Annotated in this window: 33 protein-coding genes; 7 read left to right on the top strand and 26 right to left on the bottom strand. The window is 65.3% G+C overall.

From position 1 onward, the window contains the following. The 3 genes from fis to prmA all read right to left on the bottom strand — a co-directional run. Positions 1-250: DNA-binding transcriptional regulator Fis (fis, locus tag N7590_RS19295; RefSeq protein ID WP_279935807.1), on the bottom strand; the 250-nt coding region annotated here is incomplete at its 3' end. A gap of 115 nt (positions 251-365) precedes the next feature. Further along, on the bottom strand, positions 366-1,139 hold the full coding sequence (locus N7590_RS19290) for a DUF3426 domain-containing protein (RefSeq protein ID WP_164241342.1): 774 nt from the start codon (positions 1,137-1,139) through the stop codon (positions 366-368). A 42-nt stretch (positions 1,140-1,181) separates the two neighbouring features. Further along, complete coding sequence (prmA, locus tag N7590_RS19285; protein ID WP_053511004.1) at positions 1,182-2,102, bottom strand: 50S ribosomal protein L11 methyltransferase; 921 nt, start codon at positions 2,100-2,102, stop codon at positions 1,182-1,184. Between the two features lie 151 nt (positions 2,103-2,253). Between prmA and N7590_RS19280 the strand changes: the two genes are divergently transcribed. Further along, positions 2,254-3,219, top strand: a complete 966-nt coding sequence (locus N7590_RS19280; RefSeq protein ID WP_164241343.1) for a hypothetical protein — start codon at positions 2,254-2,256, stop codon at positions 3,217-3,219. Positions 3,220-3,352: 133 nt separating this feature from the next. On the opposite strand, the gene N7590_RS19275 is transcribed toward N7590_RS19280, so the two are convergent. From N7590_RS19275 to N7590_RS19165, 23 genes are read right to left on the bottom strand one after another with little or no spacing between them, the layout of a single operon-like run. Next, positions 3,353-3,709, bottom strand: coding sequence for a Mor transcription activator family protein (locus N7590_RS19275; RefSeq protein WP_152907779.1), 357 nt, complete (start codon positions 3,707-3,709; stop codon positions 3,353-3,355). Next, positions 3,706-4,170 carry a regulatory protein GemA gene (locus N7590_RS19270; protein ID WP_197619989.1) on the bottom strand — a complete coding sequence of 155 codons (465 nt, stop codon included), beginning with the start codon at positions 4,168-4,170 and terminating at the stop codon, positions 3,706-3,708. Before N7590_RS19270 ends, N7590_RS19275 begins: the two co-directional genes overlap by 4 nt. Next, entirely contained in the window at positions 4,167-4,343 is a 177-nt protein-coding gene (locus N7590_RS19265) for a hypothetical protein (RefSeq protein WP_279935806.1), read from the bottom strand. Before N7590_RS19265 ends, N7590_RS19270 begins: the two co-directional genes overlap by 4 nt. Beyond that, the gene (locus N7590_RS19260; protein ID WP_279935805.1) at positions 4,343-4,549 is read right to left on the bottom strand and encodes a hypothetical protein; all 207 of its coding nucleotides are present in this window, start codon (positions 4,547-4,549) and stop codon (positions 4,343-4,345) included. The genes N7590_RS19265 and N7590_RS19260 overlap by 1 nt, the downstream gene beginning before the upstream one ends. Beyond that, positions 4,542-4,910, bottom strand: a complete 369-nt coding sequence (locus tag N7590_RS19255) for a DUF2528 family protein (RefSeq protein WP_049407184.1) — start codon at positions 4,908-4,910, stop codon at positions 4,542-4,544. The genes N7590_RS19260 and N7590_RS19255 overlap by 8 nt, the downstream gene beginning before the upstream one ends. 8 nt (positions 4,911-4,918) lie before the next feature. Next, a complete protein-coding gene (locus N7590_RS19250) occupies positions 4,919-5,824 on the bottom strand; it encodes a recombination-associated protein RdgC (protein ID WP_279935804.1) in 906 nt (301 codons plus the stop codon). Beyond that, complete coding sequence (locus N7590_RS19245; RefSeq protein WP_279935803.1) at positions 5,811-6,503, bottom strand: hypothetical protein; 693 nt, start codon at positions 6,501-6,503, stop codon at positions 5,811-5,813. The genes N7590_RS19250 and N7590_RS19245 overlap by 14 nt, the downstream gene beginning before the upstream one ends. A 1-nt stretch (position 6,504) precedes the next feature. Then, positions 6,505-7,116 carry a DUF3164 family protein gene (locus N7590_RS19240; RefSeq protein WP_279935802.1) on the bottom strand — a complete coding sequence of 204 codons (612 nt, stop codon included), beginning with the start codon at positions 7,114-7,116 and terminating at the stop codon, positions 6,505-6,507. Beyond that, positions 7,113-7,367: a hypothetical protein gene (locus tag N7590_RS19235; RefSeq protein ID WP_049397737.1), complete on the bottom strand. Its 255-nt coding sequence runs from the start codon at positions 7,365-7,367 to the stop codon at positions 7,113-7,115. The genes N7590_RS19240 and N7590_RS19235 overlap by 4 nt, the downstream gene beginning before the upstream one ends. Continuing rightward, a complete protein-coding gene (locus N7590_RS19230) occupies positions 7,367-7,846 on the bottom strand; it encodes a hypothetical protein (RefSeq protein WP_279935801.1) in 480 nt (159 codons plus the stop codon). Before N7590_RS19230 ends, N7590_RS19235 begins: the two co-directional genes overlap by 1 nt. Beyond that, on the bottom strand, positions 7,843-8,070 hold the full coding sequence (locus N7590_RS19225; RefSeq protein WP_049397735.1) for a hypothetical protein: 228 nt from the start codon (positions 8,068-8,070) through the stop codon (positions 7,843-7,845). The genes N7590_RS19230 and N7590_RS19225 overlap by 4 nt, the downstream gene beginning before the upstream one ends. Beyond that, positions 8,063-8,338 carry a hypothetical protein gene (locus N7590_RS19220; RefSeq protein WP_040006676.1) on the bottom strand — a complete coding sequence of 92 codons (276 nt, stop codon included), beginning with the start codon at positions 8,336-8,338 and terminating at the stop codon, positions 8,063-8,065. Before N7590_RS19220 ends, N7590_RS19225 begins: the two co-directional genes overlap by 8 nt. After that, complete coding sequence (locus N7590_RS19215) at positions 8,328-8,717, bottom strand: hypothetical protein (protein ID WP_024957596.1); 390 nt, start codon at positions 8,715-8,717, stop codon at positions 8,328-8,330. Before N7590_RS19215 ends, N7590_RS19220 begins: the two co-directional genes overlap by 11 nt. A gap of 1 nt (position 8,718) precedes the next feature. After that, positions 8,719-9,027, bottom strand: a complete 309-nt coding sequence (locus N7590_RS19210; RefSeq protein ID WP_197597040.1) for a hypothetical protein — start codon at positions 9,025-9,027, stop codon at positions 8,719-8,721. Beyond that, the gene (locus N7590_RS19205; RefSeq protein WP_197597360.1) at positions 9,027-9,266 is read right to left on the bottom strand and encodes a hypothetical protein; all 240 of its coding nucleotides are present in this window, start codon (positions 9,264-9,266) and stop codon (positions 9,027-9,029) included. Before N7590_RS19205 ends, N7590_RS19210 begins: the two co-directional genes overlap by 1 nt. Continuing rightward, positions 9,259-9,495, bottom strand: coding sequence for a hypothetical protein (locus N7590_RS19200; RefSeq protein ID WP_197597361.1), 237 nt, complete (start codon positions 9,493-9,495; stop codon positions 9,259-9,261). Before N7590_RS19200 ends, N7590_RS19205 begins: the two co-directional genes overlap by 8 nt. 1 nt (position 9,496) lies before the next feature. Continuing rightward, the gene (locus N7590_RS19195; RefSeq protein ID WP_197604339.1) at positions 9,497-10,672 is read right to left on the bottom strand and encodes an AAA family ATPase; all 1,176 of its coding nucleotides are present in this window, start codon (positions 10,670-10,672) and stop codon (positions 9,497-9,499) included. Further along, positions 10,669-10,827 (bottom strand): hypothetical protein, encoded by a 159-nt coding sequence (locus N7590_RS19190; RefSeq protein ID WP_008268046.1) that lies wholly within the window; start codon positions 10,825-10,827, stop codon positions 10,669-10,671. Before N7590_RS19190 ends, N7590_RS19195 begins: the two co-directional genes overlap by 4 nt. Next, entirely contained in the window at positions 10,827-12,641 is a 1,815-nt protein-coding gene (locus N7590_RS19185; RefSeq protein WP_197604340.1) for a DDE-type integrase/transposase/recombinase, read from the bottom strand. The genes N7590_RS19190 and N7590_RS19185 overlap by 1 nt, the downstream gene beginning before the upstream one ends. A gap of 1 nt (position 12,642) precedes the next feature. Further along, a complete protein-coding gene (locus tag N7590_RS19180; RefSeq protein WP_197604341.1) occupies positions 12,643-13,578 on the bottom strand; it encodes a hypothetical protein in 936 nt (311 codons plus the stop codon). A gap of 14 nt (positions 13,579-13,592) precedes the next feature. Beyond that, positions 13,593-13,886, bottom strand: coding sequence for a helix-turn-helix domain-containing protein (locus N7590_RS19175; protein ID WP_008267142.1), 294 nt, complete (start codon positions 13,884-13,886; stop codon positions 13,593-13,595). Next, positions 13,883-14,116, bottom strand: a complete 234-nt coding sequence (locus N7590_RS19170; RefSeq protein WP_040006683.1) for a hypothetical protein — start codon at positions 14,114-14,116, stop codon at positions 13,883-13,885. The genes N7590_RS19175 and N7590_RS19170 overlap by 4 nt, the downstream gene beginning before the upstream one ends. Continuing rightward, entirely contained in the window at positions 14,113-14,325 is a 213-nt protein-coding gene (locus N7590_RS19165; RefSeq protein ID WP_008265835.1) for a hypothetical protein, read from the bottom strand. The genes N7590_RS19170 and N7590_RS19165 overlap by 4 nt, the downstream gene beginning before the upstream one ends. Positions 14,326-14,385: 60 nt before the next feature. Between N7590_RS19165 and N7590_RS19160 the strand changes: the two genes are divergently transcribed. From N7590_RS19160 to N7590_RS19135, 6 genes are all read left to right on the top strand, one after another. Next, positions 14,386-14,787, top strand: a complete 402-nt coding sequence (locus tag N7590_RS19160; RefSeq protein ID WP_080355185.1) for a helix-turn-helix transcriptional regulator — start codon at positions 14,386-14,388, stop codon at positions 14,785-14,787. Positions 14,788-14,841: 54 nt separating this feature from the next. Beyond that, a complete protein-coding gene (locus tag N7590_RS19155) occupies positions 14,842-15,315 on the top strand; it encodes a hypothetical protein (protein ID WP_279935800.1) in 474 nt (157 codons plus the stop codon). Between the two features lie 53 nt (positions 15,316-15,368). Beyond that, complete coding sequence (locus N7590_RS19150) at positions 15,369-16,028, top strand: lysozyme (RefSeq protein ID WP_197604342.1); 660 nt, start codon at positions 15,369-15,371, stop codon at positions 16,026-16,028. Continuing rightward, positions 16,028-16,534: a lysis system i-spanin subunit Rz gene (locus N7590_RS19145; protein ID WP_197604343.1), complete on the top strand. Its 507-nt coding sequence runs from the start codon at positions 16,028-16,030 to the stop codon at positions 16,532-16,534. Before N7590_RS19150 ends, N7590_RS19145 begins: the two co-directional genes overlap by 1 nt. Next, on the top strand, positions 16,531-16,848 hold the full coding sequence (locus N7590_RS19140; protein ID WP_008265891.1) for a hypothetical protein: 318 nt from the start codon (positions 16,531-16,533) through the stop codon (positions 16,846-16,848). Before N7590_RS19145 ends, N7590_RS19140 begins: the two co-directional genes overlap by 4 nt. Then, on the top strand, positions 16,845-17,140 hold a 296-nt coding region (locus N7590_RS19135; protein ID WP_279935799.1), incomplete at its 3' end, for a cytoplasmic protein. The genes N7590_RS19140 and N7590_RS19135, both read left to right, overlap by 4 nt.

The raw sequence follows: 17,140 nt of genomic DNA, 5'->3' as shown, positions 1-17,140 counted from the left end.
GCTTCTTGCGCAGGGTGGCACGGTGGATGCCCAGCATCGCTGCGGCGCGGCTCTGGTTGCCTTCGCAGTGGTTGAGCACTTCCACGAACAACGGGATCTCCATCTCGCGCAGCACGATCTCGTAGACATCGTCCGCATCGCAGCCATCGAGGTCACGCAGGTAACGGCGCACGGATTGGGCGACATGTTCGCGCAGCGGTGGCCGGGGAGCGCCACGACTGTTGTCAGGACGAGAAAGGACAGCGTTCAAGGGGGTTCCCGATTCGGTTGGCCCGTGCGCGCGGAGCGCGCGGCCGGACGAGGTGGTGGCGGTCAGTCTAGCGCGAGCGTGCTCGACCTGCCACGGCTGGGCGCCTTCAGCTTGGTCAGAGGAAGTCGAAGGTGAATGCGACGGTGGATGCGGCGGGCTCCTGTACGCGGAACGCAATGCGTGCGCTCTGGCCCGGTTCCAGCTGCGCGGTGCCGGGAGGCTCGCCCAGGTACTGCGCAGGGGTGAACACGCCGCTGCCGATCACCCGGCCATCGGCATCGGACAGCGACAGGCGAAGGTCTGGCCAGGCCTGCGCCCAGCGCGCATCGTTGCGGATGCTGGCCTGTACCTGCAGTACGCCGGCCTGCCTGGGCAATGGGCGGATCTCGCGGCTGGTCATGGTGAACGCGGCGGGTTCATGCCAGGGCGGCAGGCTGCAGCGGAGAACGCCGCACAGGGGGGCCAGCCATGCACGGTTGCCGGCGTCGGCGGCCAGGCGCGCGCGGTCGGCCAGCACGCTCTGCAGTACCAGCAGCAGCGCCAGACCTGCCACCAGCAGCCAGTGCCAGCGCGGTGCCGGCAGCGTGCGCGCTCGCGCGCTGCCGAGGAAACTGGGAGCATCACTGGCAGCAGCCACCGCTGCCGACACCGCGACCGGCGCCGGTTCGAGGGGCGCGACGTCCTCCACGATGAAAGTGTCATCATCGTGTCGTCTTTCTGCCGCCGGCGGTTGCATTGGCTCGATGGGATCGGCCGCAGGTTCCACCGTGGGCGCTGCGGGTGCGGCGTCGTCCTGCATGCGCGCATCGGTCGCGGGTGCGGCTTCACCCGCCGGCGCAGTGCGCAGGAAGGTAGCCAGGGGGCGGCGCGGCGGGTTCGGCTCGGACATGCTCAGGGCGCGGGCTCGGATCCAGCAGTCATTCAACCACGATCAGGCGCGGCGCACGCCGGTGATGCGCATCCAGTCGCCGTCCTGCATGGCCTGCAGTTCGTCGAACCACGCCGCGTAGCGTTGCAGCAGCTCACCTTCCTGGCCATGCAGGATGCCGGACAGGGCGATGCGGCCGCCCGTCGCGACGCGCGCGGCCAGCAGTTCGGCCAGCGCATCCAGTGCCGAGGCGAGGATGTTGGCGACTACGATCGGATAGGTCGCAACCGGCTCGTCCTGCGGCAGGTACACCTGCATCCGCGCCTGCTCGCCGTTGCGCTCGGCATTGTCGGCGGTGGCAACCAGTGCCTGCGGATCGTTGTCCACGCCGATGGCCTCAGCGGCGCCCAGCTTCAGCGCGGCCAGGGCGAGGATGCCCGAGCCGCAACCGAAGTCGAGTACGCGCTGGCCCTGCAGCTGGCCATCCACGGCCAGCTGGTCCAGCCAGCGCAGGCACAGCGCGGTGGTCGGGTGGGTGCCCGAGCCGAACGCCAGGCCCGGGTCCAGCCGCACCACGGCGGCGTCGGCGGCCTGTGCGGCGTCCGGCAGCTCATGGTTCCACGGCACGATCCAGGTACGGCTGCCGAAATCCATCGGCTGGAACTGGTCCAGCCAGGCGCGTTCCCAGTCCTGATCCTCGACCGCGCGGAAGCTGCCACTGCTCCAGTCCAGCTCCGGATCGAAGGCCTCCAGCGCAGCCAGCAGCAACAGCGCATTGCTGTCGGCGGGGAACAGCGCGCTCAGCACCAGCGTGTCCCACAGCGGGGTCTCGCCCACGCCCGGCTCAAGGATGGCCTGCTCGTTGCTGGTATCGGCCTCGGCATCGAGCAGGGTGACAGCCAGTGCGCCCACATCTTCAAGCGCGTTTTCATAGCGGGGCTGTGTGGCTTCGGTGCAGCGCAGGGTCAGTTCCAGGAACGGCATGGCGGTGGGGGCAATCGCGGGAAAGGGGGCCATGCTAGACCATCAGGCCGTCTCCGTATGCCTTGAGATGAACGAAGCCGGTTCAGACAGGGCTGCCGGGCCTTGCTAAACTGTGTGCTTTCCTGTGCGCCTTGACGCCTGACTGCCGCCGATGGCCTTCGCTCCGACCCTGAAAACCTGGTTGCTCGTGCTGCCGGCGGTGGCCGTGCTGGGCGTGGTCGGGTATCGGGCCAGCGGCCACGTTTCCGCGGTGCCGATGCCGTCGGAGCTGACGTCGGCGCTGTCGGCGGACACCACGAGCACGCCGATGCCGGTGGTGCCCGAAGCACTGGCACGCCGCCTGTCGGCTGTCGAGCGAGGCAACGCGCTCCCGTCGGGGCTGCCGCTGGACCTGCGCGCCGACTTCGAGGAAGCCACTGACCTGTACGCGTACGCGCAGCGCCTGCGCGTGCAGGCCGATGACGGCAATCATGAAGCGCGCTGGATGCTGAGCCGGGTCTATGACTACTGCGCGCAGTACGCCCTTGATCCGGGCGGATACCGCCTGGACAACAACGTGCTGGCCGGACTGGGCCTGACCGCTGCACCGGCCATGGTGCAGGCACGCGAACGCGTGGCGCAGCGCTGTGGTGGTTTCGTGCCGGGCGACAAGCTGGGCGCCGCGCGGGTGCTGGCCGAGCGGCGCAAGGCGGCCGCACAGGGCAACCTGGCTGCGGAGGCCTCGTTGTTCGCCGAAGGGGAGCCGCTGCTAGACAGCCCCGAGTACCGCCGTGATCTGGTCGAGCGGGTACGTGCATCGCGCGACCCGGAAGCCTTCATGGCCATTGCGCCGGGAATGGGCACACGGGCGGCGGGCGATCGCGCGATTGCCGACCAGGTGGCCGGTGAGCCGCTCAGTGAACTTGCATGGCGGGTTGCGGCCTGTGAACTCGGTCTACCGTGTGGTGCAGACAGCGTACTGGTGAACAGTTTTTGTGCGAACGGAGGGATCTGTTCGCAGGATGGAGCGCAGGATTTCCGGGATTTCGTGTATGACGCTGCGGTTTCGCGGCAAGGTTCGGGGAAGATGAAGCAGTGGATCAAGCGATTGGTTGGGAAGAAGGGAGGCGGGCAATGAACTATCGTCGACTCCTGCATGGTGTTTAGGGGTGAGATATATCAGGGGGGGGCTGCGAGATATCTAGCCGGAAGACCCCGGAAGAAAGCTGGCAATGGCGGATCGAGATGGAAAGCCATTGCGCCTGGTGCAATCAGGGCGCTGTGCGGAACAGACTCATCTGATTGAGGTTACGATCCCGGAAGTTCGCCCTGGCGAGCAGCTTGCGGATCCCTTGCTCAGACATTCTGTATCGCTTCGCCAAGCCCGGAACTGTAGCCCCATTGCGGTGGGCGTCCAGTATCTCACGCTCGCGTGGGCTGAGCTTGAATGAGGCGTCCTGGGGAAAGTAGATGGTCTGGCCGCCCCAGTCTTCGGCCAAGGTGTCCGCCACCGCCGCGCCGATCTGCTCTGCGAAGTCGTCGCCGAGGCCGAGCGCACGCGCAGCCGTAGCCGCCGCCGAAGCGGCATTGGCCAAGAGCTCGTTGCGGCGGGCCTCCATCGACTTCATGCCGAAGGTGCCTCCCGACGGGCGCGGCGATTGGCATCGATCTGAAGAGCGGCAATCACTTTGGACAACTGATCCGGGTTGCACCATTCCAGGCGTCCTACCTTGAACATGTGGCGGGCCACCGAATGGGCATATTCCCACTCACGCCCAGAATCAGCCAGCAGGGCTTCGATCTTGGACAGCTGCGGGGACAGGTCGCCCTTGGGCCGGCCGGCCCAGCGCTTGGCCGCATACGCTGCCTTGGCGGGGATGCCACCCAGGCGGCGCAGTTCGTTGGCGATCGCATCGAGCTGCCGGCGATCGCACTTGCCGGCGCTTCGCTGGGCGGGTCCGTGCTCCTTGGAGACGCGCTCAACCAGGTCACGGTAGACGTCCTCGGAGAGGCCGAGTTTCTTGGCGCCGGCGTGGATCGCGGCCAGCACCCGGTTACGGCCGTCGCCGGCCTTGCGAACGCGCGTCATGCCTTGCTCCTTGCGCCCTGAGCGGCCCGGAGGGCGGTCTGCCATGCCGGCACTTCCTGACCCGCATGGTCCAGCAACTGCAGCAGCCCTTCGCGCACGCCAGGCACGATACGGCCACCGTCCTTCAGGACGGCGGCTACCTGGGACTTCTTCGTCAGCGGATCACGGCGCATCAGCGGCCCCTTTCTTGGCCGTCGTTCAGGTCCTTCTTTGGCTCAACGTAGTGCGGCATGTTGTCGTAGCCGCAGTCGTTGCACTCCCAGCCCGTGTCCAGGCCGGGCGATCCGCAACGCAGGCAGCGCTGGTCGTCGTCATCGACGCCGCCGAGATGCAGTTGCTTATAGGCACGCCCTGCGTCGTCGTACACGGTCTCATCCATGAGACACCTCCACTTCCTCGACCTGCATGAGGCAGGAATCGAGATCGGGCCGGTCGTCCCAATCGACCAAGCGGATGCCGTGGGGCGACGGCCAGCCCTCCAGCTGATCGAACTCGCGCTGCATACCCTCGGTCGAGTAGCTGGAGTTCACGTCCAGCACCCACCCCATGAACTCGGCACCCGCCATCTTGATGACGGCCAGTACCGCGTCGCCGTCGGCTTCTCCAAGGCGCTCATCGGCACCGGTCCAGAACTTGTTGATTTCCGTCGCCAGCTCCGGCGTCAGGATGCTGTGGTCGATCTCAAGCTGTACCTGGCCTTCACCCCAGTCACGTTCGATCTTGTAGCGCTTGATGGTCATGGCGGGCCTCACGGGTTCGTTGAAAGGTGGAAGGCCTGTTCCAGCACCAGGAACAGGCGGCGAATCTCGCCGCTCTGCAGGGCAAAGCGGGCGTCGAACTCGGCGCGGCGGCCGTCGGCATCGGCCTGCTCCAGTTGGGAGAGCGCGCCGTCCTGGAACTTCAGCTTGCGCACCACCAGGTCATCGCCCAGCTCGAAGGACAATGCGTCCTCCAGCACCAGGGCCAGCTTGGTGACCTGCTTGCCGGCATCCAGGTGCTTGTCGATCTCGTCGCTGCGCAGTTCCTGGTCGCTGCAGCGCACCTTGGCGCCACCCTCGACCGGATCGCGCAGCTCGGCGGACTCTCCAAGGGATAGCCCGTCCGGCAGCGGCTCGCCAGCGATCCAGCCGGTCAGGATCGAGCGCGGCGCGACCTGGGCATTCAGCGGGACTGCCGGGAAGCCGCCCAGCAGGCCGCGGATCTCCGACACGAAGGCCTCGCCCACCTTGCGGCTGGAGGTGTCCACGGCCACATAGCCGTGGGTCAGGTCCAGGATCGCATCGTGGCGAGTGTTCTTGACGAAGGCCTTGGGCAGCAGCTCGTGCAAGATGTCGTCCTTCATGCGCTTGCGCTCGCGGCCCCCCGGTCGACGCCCCTGTTCCTGTTCCATGACCTGAAGACGACTCTCCAGCGCACGGTTGATCACCGCGCTGGGCAGAATCTTGTCCTCGCCACCCACCGTCAGCCAGAGGAAGTCGCCCTGTCGGCACGACAGGCGCTCCTGCTCCTCGCGGCCGAAGGGGGAAATGAAGCCGCGCGAGTTCATTTCCAGCGATCCAACCGGCTTCAGAACGCCATACGGCAGCACGGATTCGACTTCGGAGAAGTCGGTGCTGGTCGGAAAGCGGAACAGCACCAGGTTACGTACGAACATGGTCATTCTCCGAGGGATTGAGGGAGTAACGGCCCTGCCACACCACCACCGGCGGATGGAGCAATAGCTTGAGAATGGCGTCGAGGGCCGCTTCCGCCTGTGCTTCACACTTCTCGGCCATGCCATGCCCGACCTGGCGAGCGATGGCCACGGCCACGTTCTGCTTTGTCTGCGGGTCGCGCAGGCCACAGATGAAGTCGAGTCCGTCCATTCGCCGGATCGCCTCGGCCGTGGTCGCAGTCATCGCGCCCACCGCCTGCTGAGCGCAGGGGCCGCACATGGGCGACTCGAGCGCACCGGTGGGCATGTCGCAGTTGACGCAGGCATGACGCGGCCCGGTGGTGGCCACCTCGGGGTCGGTGCGTTCTTCGAAGTGCAGCAGCGCCGGCTGGGAGATGTGGCGCTTCAGGCGCCAGGGCAGTGCGTCTCCGCGCGCCTCGATGTACCGCACTGCCTGACGGATGGCATAGCGGGCGGCGGTCGCGTCTTCGCCCTGGATGTTGCCGCAGGTGACATCGAAGAAGCGCAGCCCGTCCAGCTTCACGGCGGGCGCGTGGATCTCCACGTCGGCCCGTGCTGCCCGGTCGGCGATCTCCACGGCCAAGGCCAGGGTGCTGGCATTCAGTGCACCGCGAACGCCGTCGAAGCGGAAGGTGCAGGTGTCTCGGATCTTCGGCATGTCAGACCCCCGCCACGTCGAGAGAAATCGGCTGGTACTGGCCACGTGCGTCGCGCTCGTAGAACCGCACGTAGGTCTTGCTGCCCACCACCGTCACCGCATCACTGATCGCGGTCATTGCCCGCTGCCAGCGGGCGTCATCGAACTGCAGCCGGCGAAGTGACAGCACCTCTGCAGTCTTGATGCTGCCGTCCTGGCCCACCTTGAAGGCGCTGTTGACCAGGGTGCGCAGCTCGGCGCGCGAGCCTTCGGTCCAGTCGTTGAGGCACTCATCGATCAGTGCCTTGGCGGCCTGCAGGCGCTCATCGAACTGGATGGTGTCCTGGCAGGCGCGCAGGATCTTGAAGCGGCCATCGTAGGAATACATGCTGACGTTGCCCTTGTCGCCGCCGATCTTGGCGCCGTACTGCTCGCCGCTGAGCTGCACGAACGCGCCGATATCGGCGAACGTATCCGCTTTGAAGGTGCGCAGTGCTTCGCGCAGCTCCAGGGCGCGCTGGATCTTCTCCTGCACCAGCTGGTCACGCGCGAGATCGATCGGCTTGATCTGTGCCTCGGGCACCAGCCGACCGTTACGGTCCTCGCGGTAGCCTTCGGGAATGGATGGGGTCATTGGGCGCCTCCTTGGGCGGCGGGGGTGACAAACGGTTGAGTGGGCCGAAGGACGTCGGGGACGCCTTCGACATGGATAGGGCTGGTTGCGGTGAACCAGTCGGCGCGCCAGCGGCGGGCGGCATCCAGCGAGATGCCGAGCAGGCCGGAAATGCGCTGTGGTGTGAGCTGGCGCGGGTTCTGAGTACGAGCCCACAGCGCAAAGCGCATCGCGCGTAGGTGGTCGTAGCGCTGGCGGCCGGTGCGTGCCATCACTCCACCCCGCCGAAGATGCGATCGAAGTGGTTATGCAGCGAATCGACCAGGCGACCACCGAGGTAAGGCGGCAGCTCGCCTTCCAGATCCTCCTGGGACTGACATACGGTGCCGATGGAAGGCGTCAGCGGGTCTTTGTCGAAGGCGGGACCTTCGTAACCGCCAGCAGCAGATCGGGCCTTCTGCGCCCCTGTCATACCCGGCCGGGCACCACGCACACGCTGCGCCTGCGCGGCGGCCAACGCCGCCTGGTCGATCTTCCAGTCGGGGTTGAGGCGGTAGTTGCGGGCCAGCCCTTCGCCGACGCGCAGGATCATTCCGCACCGCACCGCCTTGGCGACCGCGTTGGACACATAGCCGCGGTAATGGAAGCCGTGCTCCATCACCCGGTCGATCAGATCCGCAGAACGGACCACGCTGGCGCCCAGTGACAGGGCGATAGCGTGCTGCATTGCGACGCTGGGGATGGCGCTCATGGCTGAACCACCTGCGGTTGGGTGATGCCGGCTTCCGTACGCGTCAGCACGATGACCGGTGCAGGGCTGGGCGTGGTGCGAGCGACCACGCAAACCACCGCGCGATGCTTGCCGTCGACCTTGCTGCGGGCCTGGGCGTCTTCGATCGCCTTGGCCGAGTCGGTGAAGGTGTCGCCACCCACCCACTCAGCAGGGACCACCAGGAACTGGCCGCGCTCAGCCATGAGCCACCTCCCGCAGCATCGGAGGACGCTGGGTCCACTCCAGCTGCACGCCCTGGTACTCAGCGGCCATCACGCGGTCCTGCCCGCCGCTGCCGTTGGGCTGGCGGCGCTTGAGGTGGCCACCCACCATCGTGGGAGGGCGGTCCAGAATCAGCACCGCGCGACGGCCATTGCTGTGCAGGCCCAGGATCTCGATACCGCTGTTCTCCAGCTCGCGGGCAGTGTTCGCGGCGGCATACAGCACATCGGAGTTACGTTCATGGTTCATGGTTGGATTCCTCGTCGGTAGCGGGCTTGTCCAGCCCGAGTTGTCCGTACAGATCCGGGAGCGCAACGCGCTTCATCGCGCTGACCTGCTCCAGGGAGGTCATGGCGCGCCCGACCAGGAAGGTGCAGGCGCGGTCCAGTTCGGCCGCACTGGCGGCAAGGTGGTAACCGTGAGCCGGGTGGGCGCAGATCGGGTGTCCCTCGCGCCGCAGCTGCTCGATGATCTGGCGCAGGCGGCGCTCGTCGGCGGTGCTGGTACGTGAGGTGATCTGCTGCACCAGGTCGCGGGCGGTGATGCCGTTGACGGCGCCGCGACGGCCCTGCAACTGCAAAAGCACCGTCTGTGGGGACAGCTCTTGCGGCAGCAGGGCCAGCTGCATGTCAGATGGCCCCCCGATCAATGCCGGCGGCAATCGCCAGGTCCAGAATCTCGTCCAGTTCCAGCAGCCAGCGCTTGTTGGTGCTCTGCGAGATCACCAGCACGCCGGTGTGGATCCACACCTCGATCAGGTACTCACGCCTGGAGTCAGGGTCCTGTACCTGGATAGCCCCCACTCGCGACGCTGTGGGGAACATGTGGCAGTCCTGCACCAGCACCCCGATGGACTTCTTTCGCTGTGGGTGCTGGGCGCTGTGGCGCTTGCGGTTGCGCACCTGGCCAAGGCAACGCTGGAGGGTCGGAACGGCCATCATTCCTCCTCGTCGTCATCGCCGTCGCGCAGCTGGTCGACCAGCGCTCGCAGCTGCTGCAGGTTGAGGCTGTCCAGCAGCGAGGCCATGCTCTGGCCGTCGCGCCATTCGATGCCGGCACGGCGGAACAGGTCGCGGTGCATCACCGTTACCTGCCGGTCGGGCAGCTCGGCATCGCGCATCAAGTAGAAAGCGAAGCTGCGCAGGTACTGCGACCCAGAGGTGTTGAAATCAGCCATGAGCCACCCCTTCACGCCGCAGCACTTCGGCCGGCACATGGGCAGTGATGCGCTCCCAGTTGGCGCGCGGCACGATCACTACCTGCAGGATGTCCACGTTTACAGGTGCAGGACGGTCTTGCATCTCGAAGGGAACCGCCACAACACGGGTCGCCAACGGCCACTGGTCGGTCTGCGGCTCAACCACCATGCCTTCTACGGCCGGCCAGCCTTCAGTTCGAATGGCCATCTCACACCCCCCGCACGACGTCGGCGGTAACGGTCGGCACGCCCAGGTCAGCGGCGCGGTTCATCGCGGCGGTGAGCGCATTCTGAACAGCCAGCGGATAAAGCAGCGAGCCTGCGCCACGCGAAGGAACCAGCTTGGTGCGCAGCGCGTCGATGGCGCTCTGTTCCACCACCTTGTCCAGTGGCACCTGGGCGCGCTTGAGGCGGTGCGCCAGGTAGGCGCCCAACTCGTTGTCCAGCGGCGGCAGCGTGATGATCTCGATGCGCTGTACTACTTCGCGCACCTCCGGGTTGTGTTCGGAGAGCTTCACGCCCAGCTCGGGCTGGCCGATCAGGATCACCGACAGCAGTGGGCGCAGGCCGTCCTTCAGCTCGCGGAAGCGCTTGAGGTGCTTCAGGGTCGGCAGCGGCAGGCTGTGGGCCTCTTCAATCACCAGGACGTGGCTGTGACCGGCGCGGGCGCTGTCACGCAGCGATTCGTGCAGTTGGCGGAAGCGGGCTTCGGGGCTGCTCTTCGGCTTGGCCAGCGGCGCGACGGCGGCCATGATCGCCTCAGCGATGTGGTGGCTGCGCAGGGTCTTGCCGACCGCATCGCTGCCTTCGCTGGCCAGCACGTAGGGCTGGATCACGATGACGGCCTGCTCCTCGCGCTGGATGCGATCGACCAGGTCTTCGCGCAGCGTGCTCTTGCCGGCACCGCTCTCGCCGATCACCGCAGCGAAGCCGCCGTGACGGGCCACCTGGTACATGCTCTCGCGGACATAGCGGATATCCGGGGAGAGGAACACCTCGTCGGCGCTGGCCGGATCGGCGAAAGGATTGGTGGTCAGGCCGAAGTGGCGCTTGGCCTGTGGGGTCAATGCCTGAAAACGCAGTAGCATGGGATCTTCCTCGTCGTGAATGTCGTTGTCGTTATCGGTGTCTTGCGGTGGGGAAACCGGGGCCGGCGTGTTGGAGCACGTCGGCCCCTCCTTTTCATGCCAGTGGGCGTCGGTCACGCCGTGCTGGGTCAGGCAGGAACTGATGGCAGCGCGCACCGCTGCCGGATCGCAGCTGGTGGGCAACTGGCCGTGGTTGATCAAGGCATTGAGGGCCGGACGGCTCAGACCTGCAGCACTGGCCAGGTCTCCCTGCTTGATGCCGGCCTCGGTGAGCAGGCGCTTCAGACGCAACGTCATGGGCGAGCCCTCCGCCCCTGCAAGGCAGCCTTCGCAGCTGCATAGGTGTTGAAGCCAGCCTTTCGCGCAGCGATCTCCAGCGCCTGGCAGTAGCCGAATCCGTCGCGTTCCTGGATGAGGCGTGCGTCTTTCTTGATGCTGTCGAGCGAAGCCATCACGCGGCACCTCCTTCCACCAGCCGGAGACCACCGCGCTCAGGCGTTGCCAGGGCGTGCGCCCAGGACTCGACCTGATCCACCGGCAGGCCTTCCGGCCAGCGCTGGGCGGTGCGGGCATAGTGGTCAGCCGTCCAGGTCGAACCCGACGCCTCCAGCAGAGGCTTCAGGCGCATGGCCGCTTCCACATGGTTCAGCGGCGGCAATTCCGCGCGGATGGGCGTGACCGAACCGACTGTGAAGCGAGGGGCCTCGACCACATCGGGGACCGCGACGTCGACGCGATGACCCCGGCGCGGCAGGTGCTGGATCTCCGGCGCCTGCTGCACCGACTTGTAGGGGTCGATACGGCCACCGAACGGCATTGCCTTGGCCTTGCGCTGCGCCTTGGCTTGCTCGTCGGTCTCGGCATCCATCGCCAGGCGCTCGACCCGCTTGCGGTTTGTGTCCGCCGGGGTGTCGGCGTGCGCGTGGTATGTGCCGACCGCCACCGCACCGGTGAACCCGTATGCGTCTGCTTCCAGCGGCTCCATCGTGTACCAGGTGTCGCGGCCAGCATCGTCTGTGAACAGCGCCTGCGCACCGAACTCGCTACCGAAGGCATTGCGGGCGACCGTGAGCTTCTGGCCCACGATCACGCCCGGCACGCCCGACACGTCGTAGGTTTTGCCCAGGAAGCTGATCCGCAGCAGCGGGTTGACCTTGCGCAGTTCCGGTGCGCGGGTGGCCAGCTTCATGCAGTCCTCGGTCGCCGGTACCAGGCGCAGCTGATCGGGCTTGATCGTCATCCACGCCTGGTAGCGCGAGGACTTGTGCCGGGTGTGTTGAGCGGTGGCATTGAAGTTGCGCATCCAACGCCACGCCGATGCGTTGAGCTGCTCCAAGCTCTGCACGTTGTCGAAGCGAAGGCGGTGCTCGAACTTGCGTTCGATCAGGTCGTTGGTCTTTTCGACTTGGCCCTTTGCCCACGGCTGGCCCGGCTGATTGATCCAGATGCGAATGCCCAGGGCCGCGCACAGGTTCTTGAACATCGCACCCGTATTGGCGCTGCCAGGGTCCACCATCACCATCGTCGGTGCGCCACAGAAGGGGTCAGCCGCACCGCGGTACTGCATGGCGTTGATGAAGGTGCGGCACAGGTTCTCGCCGCTCTCCGCGCCCAGCACGTATTCCACGTAGAAAGCGCCGGTGGTGTGATCGGTGAACACGTAGCGCCAGACACGCTCGTTCTCCACACGAGCCAGGTTCTTGGGCTTGTTCTTGTAGAACTCGCTTGCCGGCATCGCATGCAGGCCATCCTGCCGCTTGAGGTAGTACAGAACGCACAGGCTTGGATCGGCCTGCCACACCTGGTTGGGATGTTCGCTGGCCAGCTGTACCTTCGGTGCGGGTGCCGACAGCTGATCAGGGTGCAAGCGGTTGGTGCGCAAGGCCTTGGCTGCTGAGCTCTCGCTCAGCAGTCGGATCTCGCCGGTACCGGCATCCACAGTCTCGCCGCGCACCATGCCATTGGCGCGCAGCATGTCGATGGCCTCGCCGATGCTGGCCAGGCGTTTGCCGGTGCCGCGACGCGACTCCAGCAACACAGCGGAAATCAGTTCCAGTTCCTGCTGGGTCCAGTCGGAGTTGCCCCGATCGCTGCGGCGCTTGCGCGGCTTCAGCGAACAGGTCAGCTTCGAGACCTGCCGATACAACGTCTGTACGCTGCAGCCCCATTCGGCGGCATATCGCTCGGCAATGGCGCGCTTCTGGCCGTGCCCGGCGCAGAGCAGGTCGGCAGCGGCCTGCTCGATCAAGCTGGCGCTGAGAGCCATATCAGCCCTCCCGCTTCCAGTCGGCCAGGCGGCGGTCATGAATCACCGTGACGCCCACCTCCTGGTGGTCGCGGACAAGGCGCAGGTCGTTGATCAGGCTGGCGATGATCCCGGCCACCTGCTCATCAACATTGAGGTCGTGCTGCTCGGCGTGCTGCATGAGCGTGATCACTGCACCGCTGAATCCGGCTTCTTCGCTGCCACTGGCGATGGCGATGCGCACTTGGCCGGCCGCCTGTTCCAGATGGGTCAGCAGCTCCTGGGACTGCTCGTCAGGCGTGGCCTTCTTCCACTTCTTCTGAGCTTTTGCCGTCTTCTCCTCCGCCTTGTTGAGATCGTCGCTCAACTTGGTGATGCGCTGATCCTTGGCATCCAGATCGGCACGGGCTTCGCGGATCGCGGCACGGAGCTCGTGGAAAGACATGTGCTCCACGTCGTCCAGCGTCAGGCCGTTGGTTTCGCCCTCCGTAGCCAGTTCGGCGAACTGTTCCTCCGGCAGCGAGAGCAACTCGATCAGGCGGCTGTGGTTCTTGGTGGCTTCGATCAAATGTCGCGAATTCGCGACATTTGGCAGTGCCGACACCCTGCGGGCAGCCTCCATCATCCGGAGGGCTTGGTCTTTGCCGATTCCAAGGCGCTCAAGCATCCCGCGCCATTCGCCGTGCATTGCACATTCGCGGGCGACGACCAGGTAGCGGCCTGCTCGAATGAAGGCTTCGCAGCCGCGACGCAGTTCGCTGCGAATGGCGTTCTCGTAGTGGTCCGGGTGCCACGGCAGGCCGTCACCGAACTGATCCACCACCTCGCTATGGTGCTCGCCGAGGGTAACCAGCTCCTGGCTGCGCTCGGCCAGCTTGTCCGCGTCCAGATCCTGGACAATCGGCTCGGCCTGGGCGAGCGGCTTGGCGCCGCGCTTGTTGGGTTGCTTCTCTGCCATTTCGGTCCTCGTCATCAGTTGGGGCTACGGCTGTAGCGGTTCTTGAAGTCGTCCAGCTGGCGCTCTTCACGGGCCACCTCTGCTTGATGAGCCAAGGCGATCTGGACGATTCGGGGGGATAGGCGCCAGTTGTCCTGGTCGAAGGGAGAGCGTTCGACCAGGCCGTCTTCGGCCAGGCGCTGCAGGTTGCGCAGCGTGGTGCTGGGGGATTCGCCGATGCCGTCGGCGATCGGTTTCAGGCGCAGGCCGGTGCGGCTGTGCCCGGCCAGAGCGAACAGTAGGCGGGCGAAGATGCTTTGCTCACTCATGCCGCAGCGTCCTGCTGGCGGCGCGCCAGTTCCTTCAGTATCCGGACGGCGCGGCGGTCGGCTGCGTCGACGGCGCCGGCCAGCGGCAGGGTGTTGGCCAGAGGCGCGTCTGACTCGACGGCGCGCTGCCAGTTGTTCACGGCGGTGGCGTACTGATCGCGGGCTGAAGCGAGCAGTAGCTCCAGTTCGCGGGTGGGCACCTCGTCCAGGGGGCGGCCGGGGGCGTTCATGCGACGTCCTTCACGCCTGCTGCCCTGAGCAGAGTGGCGCGCAGAGCCTTGCCCTTCGGCCCAGCCCAAGTGCCGTAGATGGCTTGGCGGGCCGCGCTGGGATTGATGCCGTTCTTGCGGCACCAAGCGCTGACAGTGGTGTTCTGGAGGGTCATGCCGGCGCGAACCTTGTTCATCAAGTCGCGGCCGGGAGGCAGGTGCTGAGCCATGTCGTATCCTTGCGGTGTTGTTTAAACCGGACGGGATAAGACTGGTGCAGAAATCTGCACATGTCAACACTTATGGGTGAATTAATTCGCACTCTTGGCTTTCGGCTCCGTGAGGAGCGAATTCGCCTCGGTCTGAGTCAGACCGCCTTTGGGGAAGTAGTTGGGGCGTCGAAGCGCACCGTCATCGATTGGGAAAAGGGAGCAACATCGCCAACGGCAGCCCAGCTTGCTGGCTGGTCCGAGAACGGTTTGGATCCTCTTTACGTGCTGACCGGGCAAAGGAGCGTTGCTAGGCCTGGAATGGAGGAGGAGCAGATTGCGCAGTTCAACGAAGTGATTGACACGTTTTGGGCACTTTCCGATGCCGGTCGAGCGGCGGCGTCACGTCTGTTGATGGCTCTGCTGACTCAAGACGTTGAGGACGGCGTGGCCCGGGGGATACGAAAGCGACCAATCACATAGGCATTAAGTGCTACGAAGAGCGCGCTAATGACAGGTCTCAAGCAAGGGGGAGTAATGAAGCGAGTAGAGTTCGTCGTCGCCAGCGTGCTGATGGCAGCGGCCTTGAGTGGGTGTGCCACCAAGCGTTATGGGCGTCTGCAGCCGGTAACGAGCTACGAGACGCTGAACTATTCTTGTGAGCAGATCCGAATTGAACTATCCAAGGTGGATGCCTTTGATAGGCAGGTCGAGCAGCAAGCAAAGTTCAGCGGCATGTCCATTGCCAGCTTTTTGGGTGACTTTGGGATCGGAAATGTGATCGAACGGAATGAAGCAAAGAGGACGTCAGTGGAAAGGCGAGCTCAGCTTCAGGGGGCTTTTGCCGCCAAGCGATGTGGAGACGTTGAAATTCCCAGGGTAGAAGCCCCGGGTCCTGCGGCGATCGCACCTTCCGCTGTAAATCCTGGTTATCAACCTTCCAAACCGGAAACACCGCCCGCTACCTCTGTCAACAGCTGGTGGGAAGCGCATAAGCCCAAGGGCGAATAGTCTTCTGCAGCTACGCACGTCGCGAAGGGATCTGCACAGTCCCACGCGCGCGCGTGAGATTCCTCGAAACCAGTTTCAAAGACGACGAGCAGTCAAAGACTGAAACTCTGCCCATCGGTTTGGTGTGCGCATGGCGCACCTGGCCGGCGGGCATCCTCGTCTGCCCGTCGGCCATCTTTCCCTGGAGATGGCGCATGGCAGCAGAGCAACCCGGTAACAAGGCACTGCCCATCGCGGGCGGAATGCTGGCAACCATGCTGGCGTTGCTGCTCGGGTTGGTGCAGCCCTTCGAGGGCTACTCGGCCCAGCCCTATCGTGATGTCGTCGGCAAGCTGACGGTCTGCTACGGCCACACGGCCAAGGTAGAACAGCGCACCTACACCCGCGCCGAATGCGAGCGCCTGCTCCAGTCGGACCTCGGCGTCGCCTGGAACACCGTGCAGAGTTGCATCAAGGTGCCGATGACGGACTACCAGGCGGCCGCCCTGACGTCGTTCGCCTTCAACGTCGGTCCGGGTGGTGCTGGCGTCAAGGACGGCCTGTGCACGCTGCGCAACGGTCAGCAGCCGCGGATCCGTGTCTACGCCAATCAAGGCCGCTGGGACCTCGCATGTGCCCAGCTGAGCAACTGGGCCAATGCCGGCGGCAAGTCCTATAAGGGATTGGAGCGCCGCCGCACCGCTGAGCGCGCGATGTGCGAGGGCCGGTACTGATGGTCCGCACCCTGACCGCAACGGTCGCCCTGCTGCTGGTGCTCCTGCTGGTCGCCATTGCCGCAGCACTTCTCTATCGCGGCAATGCGCTGGACGCCCAAGCCCGTGATGCCAGGGCGCAGCAGCGCGTGACCACGCTTCAATCGCAACTGGAAAGCGAGCGCAATGCTCGCGACACCGAGCATACCCAGGCCAGGGAAATGGCCCAGATCGGAGACCAACATGAAGATGATCGGGAGGAGTCCGCGTCCATCCCTGCTGCTGTTGTGGCTGACCTGCGCGCTGGCAATCTCCAGCTGCGCGACGACCTCGCCACCTGTCACACCGCCCGCCTGTCCCAAGCCGTCTCTGGCGCCGTCGAACGTGATGCGAGCGCCCAACTACGTCCAGAGGTTGCAGGCACTGCTCTTCAAATCGTCACCGAAGCTGAAGACCACGTCCGCTCCTGCCAGCGCGTCATCGGCGTCCTCACCGGACAGCGCCCACCCGTCGAGACCAACCCATGATCGTTGAAGTGCAACCGCTCTACCTGGTGTGGTTCGCAGGCATCGGCATCACGCTGCTTGGCGGCCTGATCGCCGGCGGCCGCTGGCTGGTCAACCAGCTACAACAACGCACCGATCAGCAGCTGGCGATCCTGATCAACGACAGCAAGCGCTGGCGTGAGGTTGAGAGTCACCTCACCGACTTCCGCCTGGAAGTTGCGAAGGATTACGTCCGCCGCGAGGACTATGCCCGCGGACAGAGCGTTATCGAGGCAAAGCTTGATGCAGTGGCCTCGAAGATCACGAACATGCAAAGCAAGGGGAACACGCCGTGAGTCACGGAAATCAAGGCCCGGATCTGGACAAGCTGCGCCGGGAGCAGCTGCGCTGGCTGATGTTGCTGGTGCTGGATCGCTCACGCCCCTATCCGATCGGTGAAGCCGTCCTGGCCGGCGCCGCCCAGGACATGTACCCGGATGCCACCGCGCTGGAGGTTCGCCGGGAACTGGACTACCTGGACACCCGCCGTCTGATCGACATCACCAAATCCCCTTCGGGACCGTGGTCGGCTGAGCTGACCCGTCACGGTGTAGATATTGTTGAGTACAGCATCGACTGCGGGCCGGG

Source organism: Stenotrophomonas sp. GD04024 (assembly GCF_029837545.1).
Classification (GTDB): Bacteria; Pseudomonadota; Gammaproteobacteria; order Xanthomonadales; family Xanthomonadaceae; genus Stenotrophomonas; species Stenotrophomonas forensis.
This window is presented reverse-complemented; position numbering and strand designations above follow the sequence as displayed.

Coding starts and splice junctions, on each gene's coding strand:
- N7590_RS19265 (WP_279935806.1), bottom strand. CDS start 4,343: ATGCGCCGTGATCCGCTGACGAAGAAGTCCCAGGTAGCCGCCGTCCTG.
- N7590_RS19185 (WP_197604340.1), bottom strand. CDS start 12,641: ATGGCTCTCAGCGCCAGCTTGATCGAGCAGGCCGCTGCCGACCTGCTC.
- N7590_RS19195 (WP_197604339.1), bottom strand. CDS start 10,672: ATGACGTTGCGTCTGAAGCGCCTGCTCACCGAGGCCGGCATCAAGCAG.
- N7590_RS19290 (WP_164241342.1), bottom strand. CDS start 1,139: ATGTCCGAGCCGAACCCGCCGCGCCGCCCCCTGGCTACCTTCCTGCGC.
- N7590_RS19180 (WP_197604341.1), bottom strand. CDS start 13,578: ATGGCAGAGAAGCAACCCAACAAGCGCGGCGCCAAGCCGCTCGCCCAG.
- N7590_RS19215 (WP_024957596.1), bottom strand. CDS start 8,717: ATGCAGCTGGCCCTGCTGCCGCAAGAGCTGTCCCCACAGACGGTGCTT.
- N7590_RS19145 (WP_197604343.1), top strand. CDS start 16,028: ATGGTCCGCACCCTGACCGCAACGGTCGCCCTGCTGCTGGTGCTCCTG.
- N7590_RS19260 (WP_279935805.1), bottom strand. CDS start 4,549: ATGGATGAGACCGTGTACGACGACGCAGGGCGTGCCTATAAGCAACTG.
- N7590_RS19205 (WP_197597360.1), bottom strand. CDS start 9,266: ATGGCTGATTTCAACACCTCTGGGTCGCAGTACCTGCGCAGCTTCGCT.
- N7590_RS19210 (WP_197597040.1), bottom strand. CDS start 9,027: ATGGCCGTTCCGACCCTCCAGCGTTGCCTTGGCCAGGTGCGCAACCGC.
- N7590_RS19230 (WP_279935801.1), bottom strand. CDS start 7,846: ATGAGCGCCATCCCCAGCGTCGCAATGCAGCACGCTATCGCCCTGTCA.
- N7590_RS19250 (WP_279935804.1), bottom strand. CDS start 5,824: ATGTTCGTACGTAACCTGGTGCTGTTCCGCTTTCCGACCAGCACCGAC.
- N7590_RS19140 (WP_008265891.1), top strand. CDS start 16,531: ATGATCGTTGAAGTGCAACCGCTCTACCTGGTGTGGTTCGCAGGCATC.
- N7590_RS19155 (WP_279935800.1), top strand. CDS start 14,842: ATGAAGCGAGTAGAGTTCGTCGTCGCCAGCGTGCTGATGGCAGCGGCC.
- N7590_RS19275 (WP_152907779.1), bottom strand. CDS start 3,709: ATGAAGTCGATGGAGGCCCGCCGCAACGAGCTCTTGGCCAATGCCGCT.
- N7590_RS19245 (WP_279935803.1), bottom strand. CDS start 6,503: ATGCCGAAGATCCGAGACACCTGCACCTTCCGCTTCGACGGCGTTCGC.
- N7590_RS19160 (WP_080355185.1), top strand. CDS start 14,386: ATGTCAACACTTATGGGTGAATTAATTCGCACTCTTGGCTTTCGGCTC.
- N7590_RS19280 (WP_164241343.1), top strand. CDS start 2,254: ATGGCCTTCGCTCCGACCCTGAAAACCTGGTTGCTCGTGCTGCCGGCG.
- N7590_RS19255 (WP_049407184.1), bottom strand. CDS start 4,910: ATGACCATCAAGCGCTACAAGATCGAACGTGACTGGGGTGAAGGCCAG.
- N7590_RS19170 (WP_040006683.1), bottom strand. CDS start 14,116: ATGAACGCCCCCGGCCGCCCCCTGGACGAGGTGCCCACCCGCGAACTG.
- N7590_RS19200 (WP_197597361.1), bottom strand. CDS start 9,495: ATGGCCATTCGAACTGAAGGCTGGCCGGCCGTAGAAGGCATGGTGGTT.
- N7590_RS19235 (WP_049397737.1), bottom strand. CDS start 7,367: ATGGCACGCACCGGCCGCCAGCGCTACGACCACCTACGCGCGATGCGC.
- N7590_RS19220 (WP_040006676.1), bottom strand. CDS start 8,338: ATGAACCATGAACGTAACTCCGATGTGCTGTATGCCGCCGCGAACACT.
- N7590_RS19175 (WP_008267142.1), bottom strand. CDS start 13,886: ATGAGTGAGCAAAGCATCTTCGCCCGCCTACTGTTCGCTCTGGCCGGG.
- N7590_RS19240 (WP_279935802.1), bottom strand. CDS start 7,116: ATGACCCCATCCATTCCCGAAGGCTACCGCGAGGACCGTAACGGTCGG.
- N7590_RS19270 (WP_197619989.1), bottom strand. CDS start 4,170: ATGACGCGCGTTCGCAAGGCCGGCGACGGCCGTAACCGGGTGCTGGCC.
- prmA (WP_053511004.1), bottom strand. CDS start 2,102: ATGCCGTTCCTGGAACTGACCCTGCGCTGCACCGAAGCCACACAGCCC.
- N7590_RS19225 (WP_049397735.1), bottom strand. CDS start 8,070: ATGGCTGAGCGCGGCCAGTTCCTGGTGGTCCCTGCTGAGTGGGTGGGT.
- N7590_RS19165 (WP_008265835.1), bottom strand. CDS start 14,325: ATGGCTCAGCACCTGCCTCCCGGCCGCGACTTGATGAACAAGGTTCGC.
- N7590_RS19190 (WP_008268046.1), bottom strand. CDS start 10,827: ATGGCTTCGCTCGACAGCATCAAGAAAGACGCACGCCTCATCCAGGAA.